General features: G+C 73.2%; 21 protein-coding genes. 13 read left to right on the top strand and 8 right to left on the bottom strand.

All coding sequences use genetic code 11. The features are described 5' to 3' along the window. Positions 1 to 83 precede the first annotated feature (83 nt). From OOK31_RS05780 to OOK31_RS05770, 3 genes are all read left to right on the top strand, one after another. A complete protein-coding gene (locus tag OOK31_RS05780) occupies positions 84 to 1,019 on the top strand; it encodes an NADP-dependent oxidoreductase (RefSeq protein ID WP_267011228.1) in 936 nt (311 codons plus the stop codon). A gap of 14 nt (positions 1,020 to 1,033) precedes the next feature. Beyond that, the gene (locus OOK31_RS05775; protein WP_267011227.1) at positions 1,034 to 1,519 is read left to right on the top strand and encodes an HAD domain-containing protein; all 486 of its coding nucleotides are present in this window, start codon (positions 1,034 to 1,036) and stop codon (positions 1,517 to 1,519) included. A 310-nt stretch (positions 1,520 to 1,829) separates the two neighbouring features. After that, positions 1,830 to 2,747, top strand: coding sequence for an alpha/beta fold hydrolase (locus OOK31_RS05770; protein WP_267011226.1), 918 nt, complete (start codon positions 1,830 to 1,832; stop codon positions 2,745 to 2,747). On the opposite strand, the gene OOK31_RS05765 is transcribed toward OOK31_RS05770, so the two are convergent. Beyond that, positions 2,735 to 3,397, bottom strand: a complete 663-nt coding sequence (locus tag OOK31_RS05765) for a TetR/AcrR family transcriptional regulator (protein ID WP_267011225.1) — start codon at positions 3,395 to 3,397, stop codon at positions 2,735 to 2,737. The genes OOK31_RS05770 and OOK31_RS05765 overlap by 13 nt on opposite strands. A 119-nt stretch (positions 3,398 to 3,516) precedes the next feature. Between OOK31_RS05765 and OOK31_RS05760 the strand changes: the two genes are divergently transcribed. Next, complete coding sequence (locus OOK31_RS05760; RefSeq protein WP_267011224.1) at positions 3,517 to 3,753, top strand: WhiB family transcriptional regulator; 237 nt, start codon at positions 3,517 to 3,519, stop codon at positions 3,751 to 3,753. A 101-nt stretch (positions 3,754 to 3,854) separates the two neighbouring features. Here OOK31_RS05760 and OOK31_RS05755 read toward each other — a convergent pair whose 3' ends face one another. Then, positions 3,855 to 4,826 (bottom strand): acyl-ACP desaturase, encoded by a 972-nt coding sequence (locus tag OOK31_RS05755; protein ID WP_267011223.1) that lies wholly within the window; start codon positions 4,824 to 4,826, stop codon positions 3,855 to 3,857. A 297-nt stretch (positions 4,827 to 5,123) separates the two neighbouring features. Between OOK31_RS05755 and OOK31_RS05750 the strand changes: the two genes are divergently transcribed. Next, positions 5,124 to 5,306, top strand: coding sequence for a hypothetical protein (locus tag OOK31_RS05750; RefSeq protein ID WP_267011222.1), 183 nt, complete (start codon positions 5,124 to 5,126; stop codon positions 5,304 to 5,306). Positions 5,307 to 5,382: 76 nt separating this feature from the next. Here OOK31_RS05750 and OOK31_RS05745 read toward each other — a convergent pair whose 3' ends face one another. Then, the gene (locus tag OOK31_RS05745; RefSeq protein WP_267011221.1) at positions 5,383 to 7,023 is read right to left on the bottom strand and encodes an ABC-F family ATP-binding cassette domain-containing protein; all 1,641 of its coding nucleotides are present in this window, start codon (positions 7,021 to 7,023) and stop codon (positions 5,383 to 5,385) included. 178 nt (positions 7,024 to 7,201) lie between these two features. Then, positions 7,202 to 7,618: an SsgA family sporulation/cell division regulator gene (locus OOK31_RS05740; protein ID WP_267011220.1), complete on the bottom strand. Its 417-nt coding sequence runs from the start codon at positions 7,616 to 7,618 to the stop codon at positions 7,202 to 7,204. Between the two features lie 383 nt (positions 7,619 to 8,001). On the opposite strand from OOK31_RS05740, the gene OOK31_RS05735 reads away from it, so the two are divergent. After that, positions 8,002 to 9,108: an oxidoreductase gene (locus OOK31_RS05735; RefSeq protein WP_267011219.1), complete on the top strand. Its 1,107-nt coding sequence runs from the start codon at positions 8,002 to 8,004 to the stop codon at positions 9,106 to 9,108. Here the strand turns inward: OOK31_RS05735 and OOK31_RS05730 are convergent. After that, entirely contained in the window at positions 9,089 to 9,568 is a 480-nt protein-coding gene (locus OOK31_RS05730) for a GNAT family N-acetyltransferase (protein WP_267011218.1), read from the bottom strand. The genes OOK31_RS05735 and OOK31_RS05730 overlap by 20 nt on opposite strands. 14 nt (positions 9,569 to 9,582) lie before the next feature. Beyond that, entirely contained in the window at positions 9,583 to 9,882 is a 300-nt protein-coding gene (locus OOK31_RS05725; protein WP_267011217.1) for a YciI family protein, read from the bottom strand. A 26-nt stretch (positions 9,883 to 9,908) separates the two neighbouring features. Here OOK31_RS05725 and OOK31_RS05720 point away from each other — a divergent pair, with 26 nt between their 5' ends. Next, positions 9,909 to 10,586: an endonuclease V gene (locus OOK31_RS05720; protein WP_267011216.1), complete on the top strand. Its 678-nt coding sequence runs from the start codon at positions 9,909 to 9,911 to the stop codon at positions 10,584 to 10,586. A 91-nt stretch (positions 10,587 to 10,677) separates the two neighbouring features. Here OOK31_RS05720 and OOK31_RS05715 read toward each other — a convergent pair whose 3' ends face one another. After that, complete coding sequence (locus OOK31_RS05715; protein ID WP_267011215.1) at positions 10,678 to 11,877, bottom strand: trans-acting enoyl reductase family protein; 1,200 nt, start codon at positions 11,875 to 11,877, stop codon at positions 10,678 to 10,680. A 96-nt stretch (positions 11,878 to 11,973) separates the two neighbouring features. Here OOK31_RS05715 and OOK31_RS05710 point away from each other — a divergent pair, with 96 nt between their 5' ends. The 6 genes from OOK31_RS05710 to OOK31_RS05685 all read left to right on the top strand — a co-directional run bounded on the left by OOK31_RS05710 (position 11,974) and on the right by OOK31_RS05685 (position 19,454). Further along, the gene (locus tag OOK31_RS05710; RefSeq protein WP_267011214.1) at positions 11,974 to 12,366 is read left to right on the top strand and encodes an MmcQ/YjbR family DNA-binding protein; all 393 of its coding nucleotides are present in this window, start codon (positions 11,974 to 11,976) and stop codon (positions 12,364 to 12,366) included. A gap of 106 nt (positions 12,367 to 12,472) precedes the next feature. Continuing rightward, positions 12,473 to 13,681: a CaiB/BaiF CoA-transferase family protein gene (locus tag OOK31_RS05705; protein ID WP_267011213.1), complete on the top strand. Its 1,209-nt coding sequence runs from the start codon at positions 12,473 to 12,475 to the stop codon at positions 13,679 to 13,681. Then, the gene (locus OOK31_RS05700) at positions 13,681 to 14,706 is read left to right on the top strand and encodes an LLM class F420-dependent oxidoreductase (RefSeq protein ID WP_267011212.1); all 1,026 of its coding nucleotides are present in this window, start codon (positions 13,681 to 13,683) and stop codon (positions 14,704 to 14,706) included. The genes OOK31_RS05705 and OOK31_RS05700 overlap by 1 nt, the downstream gene beginning before the upstream one ends. 9 nt (positions 14,707 to 14,715) lie before the next feature. Further along, complete coding sequence (locus OOK31_RS05695; RefSeq protein ID WP_267011211.1) at positions 14,716 to 15,858, top strand: acyl-CoA dehydrogenase family protein; 1,143 nt, start codon at positions 14,716 to 14,718, stop codon at positions 15,856 to 15,858. Between the two features lie 83 nt (positions 15,859 to 15,941). Next, positions 15,942 to 17,156, top strand: a complete 1,215-nt coding sequence (locus OOK31_RS05690) for an acetyl-CoA C-acetyltransferase (protein ID WP_267011210.1) — start codon at positions 15,942 to 15,944, stop codon at positions 17,154 to 17,156. Between the two features lie 126 nt (positions 17,157 to 17,282). Beyond that, positions 17,283 to 19,454 carry a 3-hydroxyacyl-CoA dehydrogenase NAD-binding domain-containing protein gene (locus OOK31_RS05685; protein WP_267011209.1) on the top strand — a complete coding sequence of 724 codons (2,172 nt, stop codon included), beginning with the start codon at positions 17,283 to 17,285 and terminating at the stop codon, positions 19,452 to 19,454. Positions 19,455 to 19,499: 45 nt separating this feature from the next. Here the strand turns inward: OOK31_RS05685 and OOK31_RS05680 are convergent, their stop codons facing one another. Beyond that, the gene (locus tag OOK31_RS05680) at positions 19,500 to 20,162 is read right to left on the bottom strand and encodes a 1,4-alpha-glucan branching protein (RefSeq protein ID WP_267011208.1); all 663 of its coding nucleotides are present in this window, start codon (positions 20,160 to 20,162) and stop codon (positions 19,500 to 19,502) included. Positions 20,163 to 20,192: the final 30 nt, after the last annotated feature.

The following is a 20,192-nucleotide window of genomic DNA, read 5'->3' as shown; positions in this document are numbered from 1 at the left end:
TCGAAGTGCCTTCTACCTCCTGCGGGTTGCCCTTCCTACGGTGAGGACCGAGGAAGGACGGGCGGTCGAGGAGGGGCAGGAACATGAGGGCAGTGGTGGTGCGTTCGGCCGGAGGGCCCGAAGTGCTGGAGTACGTGGAGACCGCGGTGCCGGCCACAGGCCCGGGCCGGCTGCGGATCCGGGTCGAGGCCGCCGCCGTCAACCCGGTGGATGCCGCGACCAGGGCGGGAGCGCTGGAGGCGGCGGGGCTGATGGCGCCCCGGGAGGTCACCGGGATCGGCTGGGACGTGGCCGGGGTGGTGGAGGAGACCGGCGCGGGGGTGACGGGCTTCGCCGTCGGGGACCGGGTGATCGGCCTGCGCGACCGGCTCGACGTCCCGCTCGGCACCTACGCCGAGGCCGTGGTGCTGGACGTGGGCGCGGTAGCCCCGGCCCCCGGCTCGGCGGGCGCCCCGGCGGCGGCCACCCTGCCGCTGAACGGGCTCACCGCGTGGCAGGGGCTGGACCTGCTCAGCCTGGCCCCCGGCTCCACCCTGCTGGTGACCGGGGCCGCGGGCGCGGTGGGCGGCTTCGCGGTGGAGCTCGCCGTCGAACGGGGGCTGCGGGTGGTGGCTTCGGCGGCCCCGGCGGACGAGGAGTTCGTACGGTCCGCCGGCGCCGAGTGGTTCGTCCCGCGCGGGGCGGACCTGGCCGAGGGGGTCCGGGCGGCCGTGCCCGGGGGAGCGGACGGGGCCCTGGACGCGGCCGTGCTCGGAGTCCCGGCGCTGGGCGCGGTGCGCAACCGGGGCGCCTTCGTCTCCGTCGTCGCGGGAGCGGCGCCGGTCGCCCTGCGCGGGATCCGGGTCGCGGAGCTGTGGGTGGCGGCCGACGGCGCGCAGCTCGCCGCCCTGTCCGCGCTCGTCGACGCCGGGCGCCTGACCCTGCGGGTCGCCGGGACCCTGCCCCTGGCGCAGGCCCCGGAAGCCCACCGCCGCCTGGCCGGGGGCGGCCTGCGCGGCCGTCTGGTCCTCGTCCCGTGACCTAGGGTGCGGGCATGGCAGCACTGCTCTTCCTCGACGTCGACGGCCCGCTGATCCCCTTCGGGGGAACGGGGTACCGGGTGGCGCCCGGCCGGTGGGAGTCCTCGGGGAACCCCTTGCTCGGCCGCCTCGACCCCGCCCTCGGCCCCCGGCTGCTCCGGCTGCCGTGCGAGCTGGTGTGGGCCACGACCTGGGGCGACCAGGCCAACGAGGCCGTCGCCCCGCGGATCGGCCTGCCGGACCTGGCGGTGGTCGACTGGCCGGAGCCCTCCGAGGCGGAGGGCCGGGACGGGCTGCACTGGAAGACCCGCCACCTCTCCGCCTGGGCGGCCGGCCGCCCGTACGCCTGGGCCGATGACGAGATCACCCCCGCCGACCGCGCCTGGACCGCGGCCCACCACCCGGCCCCCACGCTCCTGCACCGCGTCGACCCCCGTACCGGCCTGACGGGCGAGGACTTCGACGTCCTCGCGTGCTGGTTGGGCGGCGCGGGCGTCTAGTGCTGTGGCCGGAAAGGTTTGCCGGGTCGCGGTGTCCGGTGCGGTACCTCGCAAGGCGGAGGGCCGCCGCTCGTACTGGACGTACTCGGGTGGTCCGACAACGCCGCGAGGTGCCGTGCCGGGCGCCGCGACACGGTGAACCTTTCCGGTCACAGCACTAGGCCGTCTCTTCCGGCGGCCTCGGTGAGGGGCTGCCGTGTGCGGGTGTCATGCGGCCAGAAAAGAACACGAACGACCGTGCTAATATCTCCGCATCCTGCCAGTGGCATCTGGCCTTCCGAGGAGATCCGGAGAACCGGGCATGCGTCCCTTGGCTTCACTCCTGAGCACCACCCTCGACATAGCCGCCCGGGTCGCCCCCGGGCCGGCCGGGCGGATCGCCTTCGGGCTGTTCATCCGGCCCCTCGGGCGGCCCCGGCTGCGGCCCGAGGAGGCGGGGGTGATGGGCCGGGCCGAGACCGGCCGGCTGGACGTCGGCGGGGTGCGGGTCGCCACGTACCGCTGGGGCGACGGGGCGCACCCCGTCCTGCTGGTGCACGGCTGGTCCTCGCGCGCCTCGCGGTTCGCCGGCTTCGTCGAGGTGCTCCTCGCGCAGGGGCACAGCGTGGTGGCCTTCGACGCCCCCGGGCACGGGGAGTCCGGCGGCCGGGCCGCCTCGATCCGGGACTTCCGTGACATCATCCGGCGGCTCGACGCCGAGTACGGGCCGTTCCCGGCGGTGGTGGCCCACTCCATCGGCGTGCTGTCGACGCTGTTCACGCTGCGCGAGGGCGTCCGCGTGGAGCGGGTCGTCGCCCTCGCGGGCATCGCCCACTTCGACTACCTCGTCGACGGGTTCCGCCGCTTCCTCGATGTCGGACCGGCGGCCGAGCGGGCCCTGCGCCGCCACGTCGAGCACCGGGTCTTCGCCGACACCCCCGACATCTGGCGCCGCCTCGACGCCCGCCGGGACCCCGGCGAGAGCCCGGCGCGCATCCTGCTGGTGCACGACACCGAGGACGACATGTCGGTGCCCGGGCAGTCACGGGCCATCGCCGCGGCCTTCGGGGAGCGCGCCCGGCTGATCGAGACCCAGGGGCTGGGCCACCGCCGGATCCTGGGGGACCCGGACGTGATCGCGGCCGCCGCCGCGTTCCTCGCGGAGCCCGGGGCCGGAGCCGGAGGGGCCCGGGCCGGAGGCGTGCCCCGGTCCGTACGGGCCGACGCCGATACCGGTCAGACGGTGTAGCCCGCGGCGTCCGGCCGCTCCGGCAGTTCCTCCGGGGCGGCCGACAGGGCCCGCAGCCGGTCGAGGATCCCCCGGCCGGCCCGCTCGTACGCCACGGGGTCCGCGTGCAGCACCGAGTGGGCGTTGGCCAGTTCCATCAGCGCGATGATCTCGAAGGCCACCTGCGGCACCTGTTCGGCGCCCGCCCCTTCGCGGAACCCCCCGGCCAGCCGCGCTTCGTCGAGCAGCCGCTCCACGTAGCGGGTCCAGTCCGAGCGGGCCCCGGCGATCTCGTCGCGTACGGGGCCCGGCCGCGCGTCGAACTCCGCGGAGACGGCGTAGAAGAAGCAGCCGCCCGGGAAGACCCGGCGCGCCGAGTAGCCGAGCCAGCGCTCGCACAGCAGCCAGACCTTGGCGATCCCCGCGGGCTCCGCGCGCACGGGCCGTACGACCTGCTCCACGAAGACCTCCGCGGCGGCCCTGACGGTGGCCAGCTGGAGGTCCTCCTTGGAGCCGAACAGGGCGAAGACCCCGCTCTTGCTCAGGCCCAGGTCGGTGGCGATCTTCCCCAGGGACAGGCCTTCCAGGCCGTCCACCGACGCGATCTCCGTGGTCCGCCCGAGCACGGTCCGGCGGGTCTGGTTGCCGCGCTCCACGCGCCCGTCTGCCATCACCCCAGCTTACCGAACGCACGATCGTTCATGTTGTGGGGAGCGGGACCGCCCGCCGGCCGACGGAGTGTTGATCAGGCGTTGATCGGACGTCCATCGGGAGCGTCCACGATCGGCCCATGCCGATGAACACCACCACCGCACCCGCCTGGTACGACCTCGCGCTGTGCGCGCAGACGGGCCCGAGCTTCTTCTTCCCGGAGCCGGGCTCCTCGCTCACCGCCGCGAAGCGGCTGTGCGGGGCGTGCGAGGGGCGGGCGGCCTGCCTGGAGTACGCCCTCGCCAACGACGAGCGCTTCGGCGTCTGGGGCGGCCTCTCGGAGTCCGAGCGCCGCGCGCTGCGCCCCCGGGCCTGACCGGATCCCGCCCGGCCGGGGGTACGCGGAACCCCGGCGGAGCGGGGCTCTGCCGGGGTTCGGTCACCGGCCGCGGGCGCGGCGGCGGGGAAGGCGGGGGCTCAGCCCTTGCGGGCCGCGATGCGCGCGGCGCGGGCGGCCAGGCGCTCGTCGAACTTGCGGGCCTCGCTGTCCAGGCCGTTCATGAACAGGCCGAGCTCCTCCTGGGCCTTCTGCCCGTCGGGGCCGAGGCCGTCGATGTCCATGATCTTGAGGAAGCGGATCACGGGGCTCAGCACGTCGTCGTGGTGGATCCGCAGGTTGTAGACCCCGCCGATCGCCATCTGCGCGGCCATCCGCTCGAAGCCGGGCATGCCGTGGCCGGGCATCCGGAAGTTCACGACGACGTCCCGCACGGCCTGCATCGTCAGGTCCGGGGCGATCTCGAAGGCCGCGCCCAGCAGGTTGCGGTAGAAGATCATGTGCAGGTTCTCGTCCTGCGCGATACGGGCCAGCATCCGGTCGCAGACCGGGTCACCGGACTGGTGGCCGGTGTTGCGGTGCGAGATGCGGGTCGCGAGCTCCTGGAAGGCCACGTACGCCACGGAGTGCAGCATCGAGTGGCTGTTGTCCGACTCGAAGCCCTCGGACATGTGCTGCATGCGGAACGCTTCCAGCTTGTCCGGGTCCACGGCGCGCGAGGCCAGCAGGTAGTCGCGCATCACGATGCCGTGACGGCCCTCCTCGGCGGTCCAGCGGTGCACCCAGGTGCCCCAGGCGCCGTTGCGGCCGAAGAGCGTCGCGATCTCGTGGTGGTAGCTGGGGAGGTTGTCCTCGGTCAGCAGGTTCACGACCAGCGCGATCTTGCCGATGTCGGTGACCTTGGACTGCTGCGGGTCCCAGGCTTCGCCGTCCTCGAAGAGGCCCGGGAAGTTCCGGCCGTCGCTCCACGGGACGTACTCGTGGGGCATCCAGTCCTTGGTGACCTTCAGATGGCGGTTGAGTTCCTTCTCGACCACCTCTTCCAGCGCGAACAGCAGCTTGGCGTCGGTCCACGCCTCCGAGCTGCCGAGGTGGGGAGAGGTGATCGTCACGGGTGCTCCTGGGGACAAAGCGAATTACCTACGGTTCCGTAGCCTACGGAGTCGTAGGTTAAGCGCGACATCAAGGCCAGCCAAGCCCCAGGCATCGTTCTGTCCGGTTACATCCGGCTATCTGTGCAGTTTGAGAGCCCTCTGAGCGGGCAGAGAAAGGCAAGAATCACGCCAGAAGGTGGTCCGCGGCTCCCGCCTTGACGGCGGAGATCAGGGCGCGGAGGGCGTCGATCGAGTCGGTCGCGTAGTCCGGGGAAGGACTGCCCGGCACCCGGGAAGCCCCCGGCGGCGAAGGGGGTGACCAGGATCCGCCGGCAGTTCGACGCGCTGCGGATCGTCCTCTACGACCAGCACCCCGCGCACTCCTCGCCCGAGGCGAGCGAGGAGTGCCGCAGCCGCCGCAGCCGCTCGATGTGGCTGCTGGCCAAGGCGGTCGAGGCGGCCGGCGGGGACCGGTCCTGGGCCCTATTGCCGCGGTGAGGCCGGGCCCGCCCGGCCACCGGGCCCCCCGGCCACCGGGCTCAGCCGTGCCGTGGGCCCGGTCGTGCCGCGGGGCTCAGTCGTGCCACCGCGACCGCCTGACCTCCTCGGCCGTGGTCGCCCGCAGCTCGCCGTCGAGCAGCAGCCAGCGCGTGATGCCGATCGACTCCAGGAACGGCACGTCGTGGCTGGCCACCAGCAACGCGCCCTCGTACGACTCCAGGGCGCCGGTGAGCTGCCGCACGCTCGCCAGGTCCAGGTTGTTCGTCGGCTCGTCCAGGATCAGCAGCTGCGGAGCCGGCTCCGCCAGCAGCAGCGCCGCCAGCGCCGCCCGGAAGCGTTCGCCGCCCGAGAGGGTGCCGGCCGCCCGGTCCGCCCGGGCGCCCCGGAACAGGAAGTGCGCGAGCCGCGCCCGGATCAGGTTGTTCGTGGCGTGCGGCGCGAACCGCGCCACGTTCTCCACCACCGAGCGGTCGTCGTCCAGTACGTCGAGGCGCTGGGGAAGGAAACGCGTCGGCACGTGCGTCAGCGCCTCCCCGGACTCGGGCGCCAGCAGCCCGGCGACCGTCCGCAGCAGCGTCGTCTTGCCCGAGCCGTTGCCGCCGACCAGCGCGATCCGCTCCGGACCGCGCAGCTCCCACTCGCCCGCCGCCACGGCCCCGTGGGCCAGGCGCAGATTGCTCAGGGTCAGCACCCTGCGGCCGGGCGGGACCTGGGTGGCGGGCAGTTCGATCCGGATCTCGTCGTCGTCGCGCACCGCTTCCACCGCCTGGTCCAGCCGCTCGCGGGCGTCGGCCAGTTTCTCGGTGTGCATGATGCGGTGCTTGCCCGCCGACTCCTGGGCGGCGCGTTTGCGGGCACCCATGACGATCTTCGGTTCGCGCTTGGTGTCGTTCATCTTCTGCCCGTAGCGCTTGCGCCGCGCCAATTTGGCGTGGGCTTCGGACAGTTCGCGCTTCTGGCGCTGTACGTCGGCCTCCGCGACCCGGACCATCCGCTCGGCCGAATCCTGCTCGGCGGCGAGCAGCTCCTCGTAGTCGGTGAAGTTCCCGCCGTACCAGCGGACTTCGCCGTCGCGGAGGTCGGCGATCTGATCGACCCGGTCCAGCAGCTCCCGGTCGTGGCTGACCAGCAGCATCACCCCGGACCAGGACTCGACCGCCGCGTACAGGCGGCGCCGGGCGCGCAGGTCCAGGTTGTTGGTGGGCTCGTCGAGCAGCAGTACGTCCGGCCGGGCGAGCAGCAGGGCCGCCAGCCGCAGCAGGACGCATTCGCCGCCCGACAGCTCGCCGACGGTCCGGTCCAGGCCGATGCCGGCCAGACCGAGCTGGTCGAGCGTGGCCAGGGCCCGCTCCTCCACGTCCCAGTCGTCGCCGACGGCCGTGAAGTTCGCCTCGGTCGCCTCGCCCGCCTCGATGGCGTGCAGGGCGGCGCGGGCCGTGCGGATGCCGAGCGCCTCGTCCACGCGGAGCGTGGTGTCGAAGGTGACGTCCTGCGGGAGGTACCCGATCGTCCCGGCGACGGAGATCTGGCCCCCGGACGGGGTCAGTTCACCCGAGATCAGCTTCAACAGGGTGGATTTGCCCGAGCCGTTGAGGCCGATCAGGCCGGTTCGGCCGGGTCCGACGGCCAGTTGGAACCCGTCGAGGACGGGGGTGCCGTCGGGCCAGTCGAAGGACAGGGCGGAGCAGGTGATGAAAGTAGGGGCATGACTCATGGAGGCCTCCAGGTTGCGTGAATGGTGCGTGCAACGCGGGGAGACAGCCGACTGTCACAGGGATGCGGTGGTGGTCGGTGTCTCGGACCTCAGAAGAGCAATGTCCTACTCCGTTTCGGCGGCGATGGGGCACCGACGAAATTACGGGCGGCCGGAGCCGCCCGCAAACGAATAAAAGTCAGCGGGGTCCGCGCATCAGCTCGGCCAGGCTGTGGTCCATGTCGAGGTGGAGGTGCTCCAGCCCCGGTGGTACGAGCGCGGAGGTCCGTTCCAGGAACCGCTGGAGCTCGGCGGTCATCACCAGCACGATCGCCACGCCCTCGGGCGCGTGGAACTCGATCGTCGTCCGGTCCCCGTCGTACGGGCGCACGCGCACGTCGCCGCAGCCGGAGGGGTGGCGGAGCCCGGAGCTCAGCAGCTCGCGCGCGAAGGTCCACGACACCTCGACCCCCTCCAGGGTGGCGAGGGCCGGGAAGGCCATGCGGACGGCGAAGGGGTCCGCCCGGTCGTAGCAGAGGGTGACGGGCACGGTCTCGACCTTCGGCGCGGTGGCGACCAGTCGGGCCTGTACGGCCTGCTCGATGACAGTGATCAAGGCTCGCTCCCTTGCTGCGGATCTGCTGCCGGGGCATGGGGTGGGACCCGGCAACCGGATAGACGCCGGAATCGGCAAATCCGTGCAGGGCGAATGACGTGAGCTGTGTCACCGATTGGCCGGATGTCGTCCGTGTCATCGCACAGAGTCACCGGAAGGGGAGGGCGGGTCAAGGGCTCTCCGTGGCCGACGCGGGTCCTGGAGAGGTCGAAGTAAGGCTGGTTACCGCTCACTCCACAGGCCCAAAGGGCGGTCCTCGCCTCCCGGAGCGCTGGGCCGTCCGGGGTGGTCACGCCCGGTTCCCCGTGGGGCCGGGGGTGCGCCCTGGACGGCGGGTTCGGGGTGCGTTAGCTTCCGGCGCCATGAGACTTCTGGGAGTTGGCATGTGCGCGGCAGTCCTGTTGGCGGGGGTCCTGGCCGCCCCGGCACAGGCGGACAGCGGCGGGGCGCAGCCCTCCGGGGCGGGTGCGCAGGACGCGCAGGGCTTACGCGGCGCGGGCTGGGCCGTGAAGGACACCGGAAAGCCCGGCGTCCGCTTCCGCGGTCTCGCCGCCGTCAGCCGCGGTACGGCCTGGCTGGCGGGCTCCAAGGGGACGGTCCTGCGCACCGCCGACGGCGGCCGCAGCTGGCAGGACGTCTCCCCGCCCGCGGCGGTGGCCGAGGGGCTGGAACTGCGCGACATCGAGGCCTTCGACGGGCGCCGCGCGGTGGCCCTGTCCATCGGGGAGGGCGAGGCCTCCCGGATCCTGCGCACCGAGGACGGCGGAGCCACCTGGACCGAGACCTTCCGCAACCCCGACCCGCGGGCCTTCTACGACTGCATGACCTTCTTCGACTCCCGGCACGGGCTGGCGGTCAGCGACTCGGTGGACGGCCGGTTCCGCATCCTGGCCACCGACGACGGCGGCCGCGCCTGGCGGGTCCTGCCGGACACCGGGATGCCGCAGGCGCTGCCCGGGGAGGCCGGTTTCGCGGCGAGCGGGCAGTGCCTCGTGGGATCCGGGCCGCGCGACGTCTGGCTGGCCACCGGTGGCGGGCCGGTCGCGCGGGTGCTGCACTCCGCCGACCGGGGCCTGACCTGGCGGGTCGCCGACTCCACCGTCCCGGCCGGCGACCCGGCGCGCGGGGTGTTCGCCCTGGCCTTCCGCGACCGTACGACGGGCCTCGCGGTCGGCGGGGACTACCGCACCGGCCAGGCCTCGCCCCTGGCGGCCGCCCGCTCCGCCGACTCCGGCCGCAGCTGGAGCCAGGCCGCGACCCCGCCGCCCGCGTACCGCTCGGGGGTGGCCTGGTACCCGTACGGGCGCTCCGCCGCCCTGGCGGTCGGCCCGACCGGCACCGACGTCACCACGGACGCGGGCCGCAGCTGGTGGACCCTGGACGGCGGCTCGTACGACACCGTCGACTGCACGCCCGACGGCGGCTGCTGGGCGGCCGGGGAGAAGGGGCGCGCGGCGCGGCTGGAGGCGGTCAGGTCGCCGGCGTCGTGAACAGGTCCATGCCGGGATACGCGCCGGTGACGAACCCGGCGGCCCGGTAGACGGGTTCGCCGTCGGAACTCGCGTGGAGCTGGACGTAGTGGATGCCGATGCCGTTCAGCCAGCCGACGAGCCCGTCCACGATCCGCCGCCCGTGGCCCCGGCCGCGGGCGGCCTCGTCGGTGACGATGGCGTCGAGGTAGCCGCGCCGGCCGTCGGTCCACCGGGGGCTGGGCAGGTGGTAGGTGACCCAGGCCATCCCGGTGGCGAGCAGTGGTTCGCCGGGGGCTCCGCCGACGACCAGGCAGGCCACGTCCGGCCGCCCGGTGAGCCGTTCGCGGAACCATCCGTCGGCGACCTCGCGCCAGGCGGAGTCCGGCGGTCCGGGGTCCGTGCCGAGGGAGGCGAGGGCGACGGCGCGCAGGCGTATCAGCTCGGGGACGTCGGCGGGGGTGGCGTGACGGGGCTGCATGGTTCCTCCGGTCGTCAGTTCGGGAGGGTCTCGCGGACCGTCGACAGGTCCCCCGAGGTCTTCGTCGCGATGAACTCCGTGATGCGGTAGGCGCAGACGCCCGCCACCGTGAACGGGTCCTCGTCCGCGATCTTCTCGATCTCCGCGCGCGAGACGCCGCCGGCCAGGATCACCCCGCCGTCGCGCGGGACCTTGCGGCCGGAGGCCAGGAAGACGCCGGAGGCGTAGTAGCCGTCCAGCCAGGCGATGTGAGCGTCCATCTGTTCCTCGACGGCTTCGACGGGCGCGGTGTAGGAGAGCTCCATGACGAACATGATCGCCAGGCTACCCTCGCACCATCATGACCAGTGCGAAGACCCCCGCCGACGAGGCCGAGGCCCGGGCGATACAGGACGAACTGCGCCGACACGTCGTACTCGACGAGCCCGGCCCCCCTCCGGGGCAAGGGCTCGTCGCCGGAGTGGACGTGGCCTACGACGACGCGCGCGACCTGGTCGCGGCGGCGGCCGTCGTCCTCGACGCCGCCACCCTGGAGGTCGTGGCCGAGGCGACCGCCGTCGGGCACGTCAGCTTCCCCTACGTGCCCGGCCTGCTCGCCTTCCGCGAGCTGCCGACCGTGCTCGAGGCCCTCGACGCCCTCCCCGTCACCCCCGGCCTCGTCGTCTGCGACGGCTACGGCCTCGCCCACCCGCGCGGCTTCGGGCTCGCCTGCCACCTCGGGGTGGTCACCGGCCTGCCCAGCATGGGCGTCGCGAAGAACCCCTTCACCTTCACCTACGAGGAACCGGGCGCCCGGCGCTCCGACGCCTCCCCGCTCCTCGCCCCCGACGGCGCCGTGGCCGGCCGGGCGCTGCGCACCCAGGACGGGATCAAGCCGGTGTACGTCTCCGTCGGCCACCGGATCTCGCTGGACAACGCCTGCGCCCACGCCCTCGCGCTGAGCCCCCGCTTCCGGATCCCGGAGACCACCCGGCACGCCGACTCGCTCTGCCGGCGTGCCCTGCGCGAGGCCTCCTGACGGAGCCCCGGGCCGCGCGGTCGCCCGCCCGGGTGACCGGGGCGATGCGCGCGCCGGCCCGGTGCCGGACCGGGTCCGGGCGGACGGCGGATCAGCGGGAATCGGCCACCCGGAAGCGGATCCCCGCCTTCTGGAGCCGGTCCAGCAGCGCGTCGCCCATCGCCACCGCCGTGGTCAGCTGCCCCGAGCGGTCCGGCAGTGCGTCGTAGGCCAGGCACAGAGCCGACTCGGCCAGCATCTTCGCCGTCTCCCCGTACCCCGGGTCCCCGCCCGACACCTCGGTGAACACCCGGTGCCCGCCGCCCTCGCCGACGAAGCGGACCGTGAACCAGCTGCGCGCGCGCCGCTCGGCGTCCGGCCCGCTGCCCGGCTCCCACCGCCCCATCAGCCACCGCCGCGCCGCCGGGACCTGCGCCAGCGCCACCGCCGCACCCAGCGCGGCGGTCCCGCCCACGGCCACCGGCAGGTGCCGCACCGAGGCGTAGTGCCGGTAGCGGAAGTCGGGCCCGTAGCGCTCCAGGGCCGCCGCCGACCGGGCCACGACCCGGGGGTCCAGCGTCGGCAGGGGCAGCGCCCAGGTGCCGGTCTCCCGGCTGAACCGCGGGGCGCCCACGGGGACCCGTACGCTGCGCCCGTGCAGCCGGGGTTCGTGCAGCCGGCGGGTGCGCGCGGCGGCCAGGGTCTGCGGGCCGCGGCCCAGCGCCGTCAGGGCGGAGGCCAGGGTTCCGCCGGAGGCGATCCCGCTGCCGCTCATGAACCCGTCGACCCGCAGCGGCACTCCGGCGGGCAGCCGGTTCACCGTGAAGTACGCCCCGAGGTCGGCCGGGATCGAGTCGAAGCCGCACGCGTGCACCAGCCGGGCGCCGGTCTCCCGGGCCCGCGCGTCGTGCGCGACGTACGTCCGGTCGACGAACTCCGGCTCGCCGGTGAGGTCGAGGTAGTCGGTGCCCGCCTCGGCGCAGGCCGCGACCAACTCCGCCCCGTACCAGACGTACGGGCCCACGGTGGTGGCCAGCACCCGTGTGGCGGCGGCGAGTTCGCGCACGGCGCGGGCGTCGGTGGCCTCGGCCCGCAGCAGCGGCAGGCCGGCGCAGGCGGGGTTCAGGGCGGCCAGCCGCTCGCGCAGCCGCTCCAGGCGGCCGAGGTCGCGCCCGGCCAGCGCCCACCGGCAGCCCGCCGGTGCGTGTACGGCCAGGTATTCGGCGGTGAGGGTGCCGACGAACCCGGTGGCGCCGAACAGTACGACGTCGTATGTCCGTCCAGGACCGCTGTCGCGGACGTGCTCGTTCATGGAACGCTCCTCCCAGCTGGTGTCGGGGGCTGAGGCTAGCGTGGGTGTCGGCTGTCCGTGCGAGCAGGTGTGACCTGCGGTAACTGGGAGGCGTCGATGAAGGCTGCGGTGCGCAAGTGGGAGACGGTACGGGAGTTCGCCCTGGGACTGCCCGAGGCCGTCGAGGAGTTCCCCTGGGGCCCCGAGGACTGCGTGGTCAAGGTCAACAAGAAGATCTTCGCCTTCCTGGGGAACACCGACGGGCACGAGCCGCCCGGCATCTCCGTGAAGCTCAAGGACGAGGCCCTGCACGGGCACGCGATGACCGCGCCCGGGGCGGAGCCCACCGGCTACGGCCTCGGCCGGGCGGGCTGGGTGACGGTGCCGCTGGGGGAGAAGGGGGCGCCCTCGGCGGAGGTGCTGTGCGAGTGGGTCGAGGAGAGCTACCGGACCGTCGCGCTCAAGCGGCACCTCAAGGAGCTCGACGCCCGGATCGAGGCGGACTCGTAGCCAATCGGCTAAGCGCTTGCTCTTGTGCTGAGTGGAACGCGTTCCTAGCATCGCTGGTGTTACATCAGTTGTGTCACACACTCGCACCAGGGGCGCTGGGGGCTCGATGGCAGTGACAGGGAACGCCCCGGGGAACGACCCGGGGAACGACCCGGGGAACGACCCGGGGAACGGACCGGGGGCGGGGCCGGCAGCGGGCAGCGGCCCGCTCGCGGGAGTACGCGTCGTCGAGCTGGCCGGGATCGGACCGGGCCCGTTCGCCGCGATGCTCCTCGCCGACCTCGGCGCGGACGTGGTCCGGGTGGACCGCCCCGGCGGCGGAGGGCTCGCGGTCGACCCGGCCTACGACGTCACCAACCGCAACAAGCGCTCGGTGCTGGTCGACCTGAAGTCCCCCGAGGGCCCGGCCCGCGTGCTCGACCTGGCCGAGCGGGCCGACGTACTGATCGAGGGCTTCCGCCCCGGGGTCGCCGAACGGCTCGGCGTCGGCCCGGCCGACTGCCACGCCCGCAACCCGAAGCTCGTCTACGGCCGGATGACCGGCTGGGGCCAGGACGGCCCGCTCTCCCACACCGCCGGGCACGACATCGCGTACATCGCGGTCACGGGAGCGCTCGGCATGATCGGCAACCCGGGCGAGCCCCCGGCCGTCCCCGCCAACCTGGTCGGCGACTACGCGGGCGGCTCCCTCTACCTCGTCATCGGGGTCCTCGCCGCCCTCCAGCACGCCCGCACCCCGGGCGGCACCGGCCAGGTCGTGGACGCCGCCATCGTCGACGGCACCGCCCACCTCACCGCCATGATCCACGGCATGGTCGCGGCCGGCGGCTGGCAGGACCGGCGCGGAGCCAACCTCCTCGACGGCGGCTGCCCCTTCTACGGCACCTACGAGACCTCCGACGGGCAGTACATGGCCGTCGGCGCGCTGGAGCAGCAGTTCTACGACACCTTCGTCGAGCTCCTCGGCATCGCGCGGACGGCCCCCGCCCGCAAGGACCTGGCCCGCTGGGGCGAGCTGCGCGAGAGCGTCGCCGCCCGCTTCCGCACCCGCACGCGCGCCGAGTGGACCGAGGTCTTCGAGGGCACCGACGCCTGCGTGGCCCCCGTGCTGTCCCTGCGCGAGGCCCCGCACCACCCCCACCTCGCCGCCCGCGCCACCTTCACCGACTTCGGCGGGATCACCCAGCCCGCCCCCGCGCCCCGCTTCTCCGCGACCCCGGCCGCCGTCACGAGCGGCCCCGCGCAGCCGGGGGCCGACACCGCCTCCGTGGCCCGGGACTGGGACGTACCGGGCCTCACCGGGAAGGACGCCTGATGGAACTGTCCATGCTGCTCGACTACGCGGGCGACCCGCGCACGGCCGCCGACGGGGCCGCGGCCCTGGAGGCGGCCGGCCTCGACGCCGTGTGGGTCGCCGAGGCCTGGGGCTTCGACTCCCCGACGATCATGGGCTACCTGGCGGCCCGGACCGAGCGGATGAAGATCGGCTCGGCCATCGTCAACGTCTACTCCCGCACCCCCGCCCTCATCGCGCAGACCGCCGCCGGACTGGACGCGATCTCCGGCGGCCGGGCCCTGCTCGGCCTCGGCGCGTCCGGCCCGCAGGTGGTGGAGGGCTGGCACGGCAAGCCGTACGACAGGCCGCTCGGCCGGACCCGCGAGACGGTCGAGCTGTGCCGGCGCATCTGGCGCCGCGAGACGATCGACCACCACGGCATCACCGACATGCCGCTGCCGCCCGACAAGGGCGGCCGGCACGGAAAGCCGCTGAAGATCCTCACCCGCCCGGTACGGGACAGGATCCCCGTCTACGTGGCCTCCCTCGGCCCCGCCAACGTGGCGATGACCGCCGAGATCGCCGACGGCTGGCTGCCCACCCTCTTCCTCCCCGAGAAGGCCGCACAGGTGTGGGGGAGCGCCCTCGCCGAGGGTGCGGCAAAGCGGGACCCGGAGCTCGGCCCGCTGCAGACCGTCGCGGGCGGCCTGCTGGCCATCGGCGAGGACGCCGCCGCGGCCCGGGACCTGGCGCGCCCGCACATCGCGCTGTACGTCGGCGGGATGGGCGCGGTCGGCAAGAACTTCTACAACGACCTCGCCGTCGCCTACGGGTACGGGGACGCGGCCCGCAGGATCCAGGAGCTCTACCTCTCCGGCCGGAGGCGCGACGCGGCGGCGGCCGTCCCGGACGAGCTGTGCGAGCTGACGACCCTGTGCGGCCCCGAGGGGTACGTGCGCGAGCGCGTCGAGGCCTTCCGGGAGGCCGGGGTCACCATGCTCAACGTCACGCCCGTCGGCCCCGAGCCGGCCCGGCTGATCGAAACCGTCAAGAGCTGGCTGTAGGGGAACCCGATGCAACGACGCATTTTCGACGCCGACCACGAGGCGTTCCGCGAGACCGTCCGCACCTTCCTCAACAAGGAGGTGCTGCCGCACTACGAGCAGTGGGAGAAGGACGGCATCGTCAGCCGCGGGGCCTGGCTCGCCGCCGGCCGCCAGGGGCTGCTGGGCCTGGCCGTCCCCGAGGAGTACGGCGGCGGCGGCAACCCCGACTTCCGCTACGCGGCCGTGATCGCCGAGGAGTTCACCCGGGCCGGGGCGGCCGGGCTGGCCATAGGCCTGCACAACGACATCATCGGCCCGTACCTGACCTCGCTGGCCACCGAGGAGCAAAAACGCCGCTGGCTGCCCGGGTTCTGCTCCGGGGAGACCATCACCGCCATCGCGATGACCGAGCCCGGCGCGGGCTCCGACCTCCAGGGCATCCGCACCAGCGCCGAGGACCGGGGCGACCACTGGCTGCTCAACGGCTCCAAGACCTTCATCTCCAACGGCATCCTCGCCGACCTGGTGATCGTCGTCGCCCGGACCACCCCCGAGGGAGGGGCGCACGGACTGTCCCTGCTCGTCGTCGAGCGCGGCACCGAGGGCTTCGAGCGCGGCCGCAACCTCGACAAGATCGGCCAGAAGGCCCAGGACACCGCCGAACTGTTCTTCCACGACGTCCGCGTCCCCAAGGAGAACCTGCTCGGCGAACTGAACGGCGCCTTCGTCCACCTGATGACCAATCTCGCCCAGGAGCGGATGGGCATCGCGATGGCCGGGATCGCCGCCGCCGAACACCTGCTGGAGATCACCACCCAGTACGTCAAGGAACGCGAGGCCTTCGGCCGGCCGCTCTCCAAGCTCCAGCACATCCGCTTCGAGATCGCGGAGATGGCCACCGAGTGCGCGGTCACCCGTACCTTCCTCGACCGCTGCATCACCGACCACGCGAACGGCGAACTGGACCACGTCCACGCCTCGATGGCCAAGTGGTGGGCCACGGAACTGCAGAAGCGGGTCGCCGACCGCTGTCTGCAACTGCACGGCGGCTACGGATACATGACCGAGTACCGGGTCGCGCGGGCCTTCACCGACGGCCGGATCCAGACCATCTACGGCGGCACGACCGAGATCATGAAAGAGATCATCGGCCGCTCCCTCCTCGGCTGACGCACCTCCTCCCGGCCTCCACCCCTCCCGGCCTCTACTCCTCCACCCCCCCAGTCCTCCAGAGCTTCAGAAAGGCTTGACCAGTGAGCACCGAAGCGTACGTGTACGACGCGATCCGCACGCCGCGCGGCCGCGGCAAGGCCAACGGCGCCCTGCACGGCACCAAGCCGATCGACCTGGTCGTCGGCCTCATCCACGCCCTGCGCGAGCGCAACCCCGGCCTGGACCCGGCCACCATCGACGACATCGTCCTCGGCGTCGTCGGCCCGGTCGGCGACCAGGGCTCCGACATCGCCCGGATCGCGGCCATCGCCGCCGGACTCCCCGACACCGTGGCCGGCGTCCAGGAGAACCGCTTCTGTGCCTCCGGCCTGGAAGCCGTCAACATGGCCGCCGCCAAGGTCCGTTCCGGCTGGGAGGACCTGGTCCTCGCGGGCGGCGTGGAGTCGATGTCCCGCGTTCCCATGGCCTCCGACGGCGGCGCCTGGTTCGCCGACCCGATGACCAACTGGGACACCGGCTTCGTCCCGCAGGGCATCGGCGCCGACCTGATCGCCACCATCGAGGGATTCACCCGGCGCGACGTGGACGAGTACGCGGCCCTCTCCCAGGAGCGCGCCGCCACCGCCGTCAAGGACGGCCGCTTCACGAAGTCCGTGGTCCCGGTCACCGACCGCAACGGCCTGGTCGTCCTGGACCACGAGGAGTTCGTCCGCCCGGGCACCACCGCCGACACCCTCGCCAAGCTCAAGCCCTCCTTCGCCGACATCGGCGACCTGGGCGGCTTCGACGCCGTCGCCCTGCAGAAGTACCACTGGGTCGAGAAGATCGACCACGTCCACCACGCCGGCAACTCCTCCGGCATCGTCGACGGCGCCTCGCTCGTCGCCATCGGTTCCCGCGAGGCGGGCGAGCGGAACGGCCTGCGCCCGCGCGCCCGGATCGTCTCGGCCGCCGTCTCGGGCTCCGAGCCCACCATCATGCTCACCGGCCCCGCCCCCGCCACCCGCAAGGCCCTCGCCAAGGCCGGCCTGACCATCGACGACATCGACCTCATCGAGATGAACGAGGCCTTCGCCGGCGTCGTCCTGCGCTTCGTCAAGGACATGGGCGTCTCCCTCGACAAGGTCAACGTCAACGGCGGCGCCATCGCGCTCGGCCACCCGCTCGGCGCCACCGGCGCGATGCTCCTCGGCACCGTCGTCGACGAACTGGAGCGCCAGGACAAGCGCTACGGCCTCGTCACCCTCTGCGTCGGCGGCGGCATGGGCGTCGCCACCATCGTCGAACGCCTGTAGCCGTGCGGCGCAGCGAAGGCCAGACCATCCCCTAGCGCTGTGACCGCACCAGAGCCCGAGGCCGGGTCGCCCCGGCCCCTCCCGCCCGGCCCTGCCGAACCAGACTTCCACGGAGAGACCCATCCCATGACCGAGACCCGCACCATCCGCTGGGAACAGGACGAGACCGGCGTCGTCACCCTGGTCCTCGACGACCCCGACCAGTCCGCCAACACCATGAACCAGGCCTTCAAGGACTCCATCGCGGCGATCGCCGACCGCGCCGAGGCCGAGAAGGACTCCATCCGCGGCATCATCTACACCTCCGCCAAGAAGACCTTCTTCGCGGGCGGCGACCTCAAGGACATGGTCCGGCTGCGTCCCGAGGACGCCGGCCTCGCCTTCGAGACCGGCACCGCGATCAAGCGTTCCCTGCGCCGCATCGAGACCCTCGGCAAGCCCGTCGTCGCCGCGATCAACGGCGCGGCCCTCGGCGGCGGTTACGAGATCTGCCTCGCCTCCCACCACCGCGTCGCCCTCGACGCCCCCGGCTCCAAGATCGGCCTGCCCGAGGTCACCCTCGGCCTCCTCCCGGCCGGCGGCGGCGTCACCCGTACCGTGCGCCTCATGGGCATCGCCGACGCGCTGCTCAAGGTCCTGCTCCAGGGCACCCAGTACAGCCCGCAGCGCGCCCTCGACAACGGTCTGGTGCACGAACTGGCCGCCACTCCCGAGGAGATGCTCGCCAAGGCCCGCGCCTTCATCGACGCGAACCCGGAGTCGAAGCAGCCCTGGGACGTCCCCGGCTACAAGATCCCCGGCGGCACCCCCTCCAACCCGCGCTTCGCCGCCAACCTCCCGGCCTTCCCGGCCAACCTGAAGAAGCAGCTGAACGGCGCCCCGTACCCGGCCCCGCGCAACATCCTGGCCTGCGCCGTCGAGGGCTCCCAGGTGGACTTCGAGACCGCGCTGACCATCGAGGCCCGCTACTTCACCGAGCTGGTCACCGGCCAGACCGCGAAGAACATGATCCAGGCCTTCTTCTTCGACCTCCAGGCCGTCAACGCGGGCCGCAGCCGCCCCCAGGGCGTGGAACGCCGCAAGGTCCAGAAGGTCGCCGTCCTCGGCGCCGGCATGATGGGCGCGGGCATCGCCTACTCCTGCGCCCGCGCGGGCATCGAGGTGGTCCTCAAGGACGTCACCGCCGAGGCCGCCGCCAAGGGCAAGGCCTACTCCGAGAAGATCCTCGACAAGGCGCTCTCCCGGGGCCGTACGACCGAGGCCAAGCGCGCCGAGCTGCTCGCCCGGATCACCCCGACCGCCGACCCCGCCGACCTCGCGGGCTGCGACGCCGTCATCGAGGCCGTCTTCGAGGACACCGCCCTCAAGCACAAGGTGTTCCAGGAGATCCAGGACGTCGTCGCCCCGGACGCGCTGCTCTGCTCCAACACCTCCACGCTGCCCATCACGGGCCTCGCGGAAGGGGTTTCGCGGCCCGTCGACTTCATCGGCCTGCACTTCTTCTCGCCCGTCGACAAGATGCCCCTCGTCGAGATCATCAAGGGGGAGCGGACGGGGGACGAGGCCGTCGCCCGCGCCTTCGACCTGGTCCGCCAGATCAACAAGACCCCGATCGTGGTCAACGACTCGCGCGGATTCTTCACCTCGCGCGTCATCGGCCAGTTCATCAACGAGGGCGTGGCGATGGTCGGCGAGGGCATCGAGCCCGCCTCCGTCGAACAGGCCGCGGCCCAGGCCGGCTACCCGGCCAAGGTCCTCTCCCTCATGGACGAGCTGACCCTGACCCTGCCGCGCAAGATCCGCAACGAGACCCGCAAGGCCTTCGAGGCCGAGGGCCGCACCTGGGCCGCGCACCCCGCCGACACCGTCATCGACCGCATGGTCGACGAGTTCGGCCGCCCCGGCCGCAGCGGCGGGGCCGGCTTCTACGAGTACGACGAGGCGGGCAAGCGCTCCCGCATCTGGCCGGGCCTGCGCGAGCACTTCGGCAAGCCGGACGCGCAGATCCCCTTCGAAGACATGAAGGAGCGGATGCTGTTCTCGGAGGCCCTGGACACCGTCCGCTGCCTCGACGAGGGCGTGCTCACCTCGATCGCCGACGCCAACATCGGTTCCATCATGGGCATCGGCTTCCCCGCCTGGACCGGCGGCGTCATCCAGTACGTCAACGGCTACGAGGGCGGCCTGCCGGGCTTCGTAGCCCGCGCCCGAGAACTGGCCGCCACCTACGGCGAACGCTTCACCCCGCCGGCCTCGCTGGTGGCGAAGGCCGAGCGCGGCGAGACGTACAGCGACTAGTGCGCCGTCCCGGGCCCGTGAACGCGGGCCCGGGACCGGGCCGTTCTAGACCCCGCTCAGGAACGCGAACACCCCGCGCTCCCCGGCACCGTCCGCGCCGGACCAGCCGGCCAGGACCTGCCCGCGCAGGTCCTCCCCGGCGGCGGAGGCGGGGCGCAGCGCCCGGACCACGGTCAGGGTCAGCGCCGGCTCCTGCCCCGCCGGGCCCACCGCGACGGCGGTGCCCTCGGCGGTGTCGGTGACCTGCCCGGGAGCGGTCAGGCCCGCCGGTACGCCGGGCCCTTCCGGGCGGACCTCGACGGTGGGGTCGGGGGTGTCGGTCTCGCTCTGGGCCTGGGGGACCGCCCGGCCCGCCAGCAGCGCGAGCAACTGCGCGACCAGGACCGGGTCGTGGGCGCCGTCGTAGACCCAGCGGGTGCCCAGCACCCCGTGCTCGAGGGTGCCGATCAGCCCGGCCTCCGCGCCTTCCAGCGGCGCGCCCCGGTAGGTGACCGGGACCAGGTAGGAGACCGGCGCCGGGCCGGAGCCGTCGGTGACCACCATGAACTCGATGCCCACCTCGCCCGCGGGGTCGTCGAGCCGGAACCCGCCCGCCCTGGCGAGCGGCACGGTCTTCGACTCGCCCCGGTACCAGGGCCGCGAGGGGAGCCAGTCGGCCAGGAGTTCCAGCTTGGTCGGGCTCAGCGTGGTGTGGTGAATGACTGCCATGGCACGAAGTTACCCGGCCCCGTTCGGACC

The organism is Streptomyces sp. NBC_00249 (assembly GCF_026342355.1).
Lineage (GTDB): Bacteria > Actinomycetota > Actinomycetes > Streptomycetales > Streptomycetaceae > Streptomyces.
This window is presented reverse-complemented; position numbering and strand designations above follow the sequence as displayed.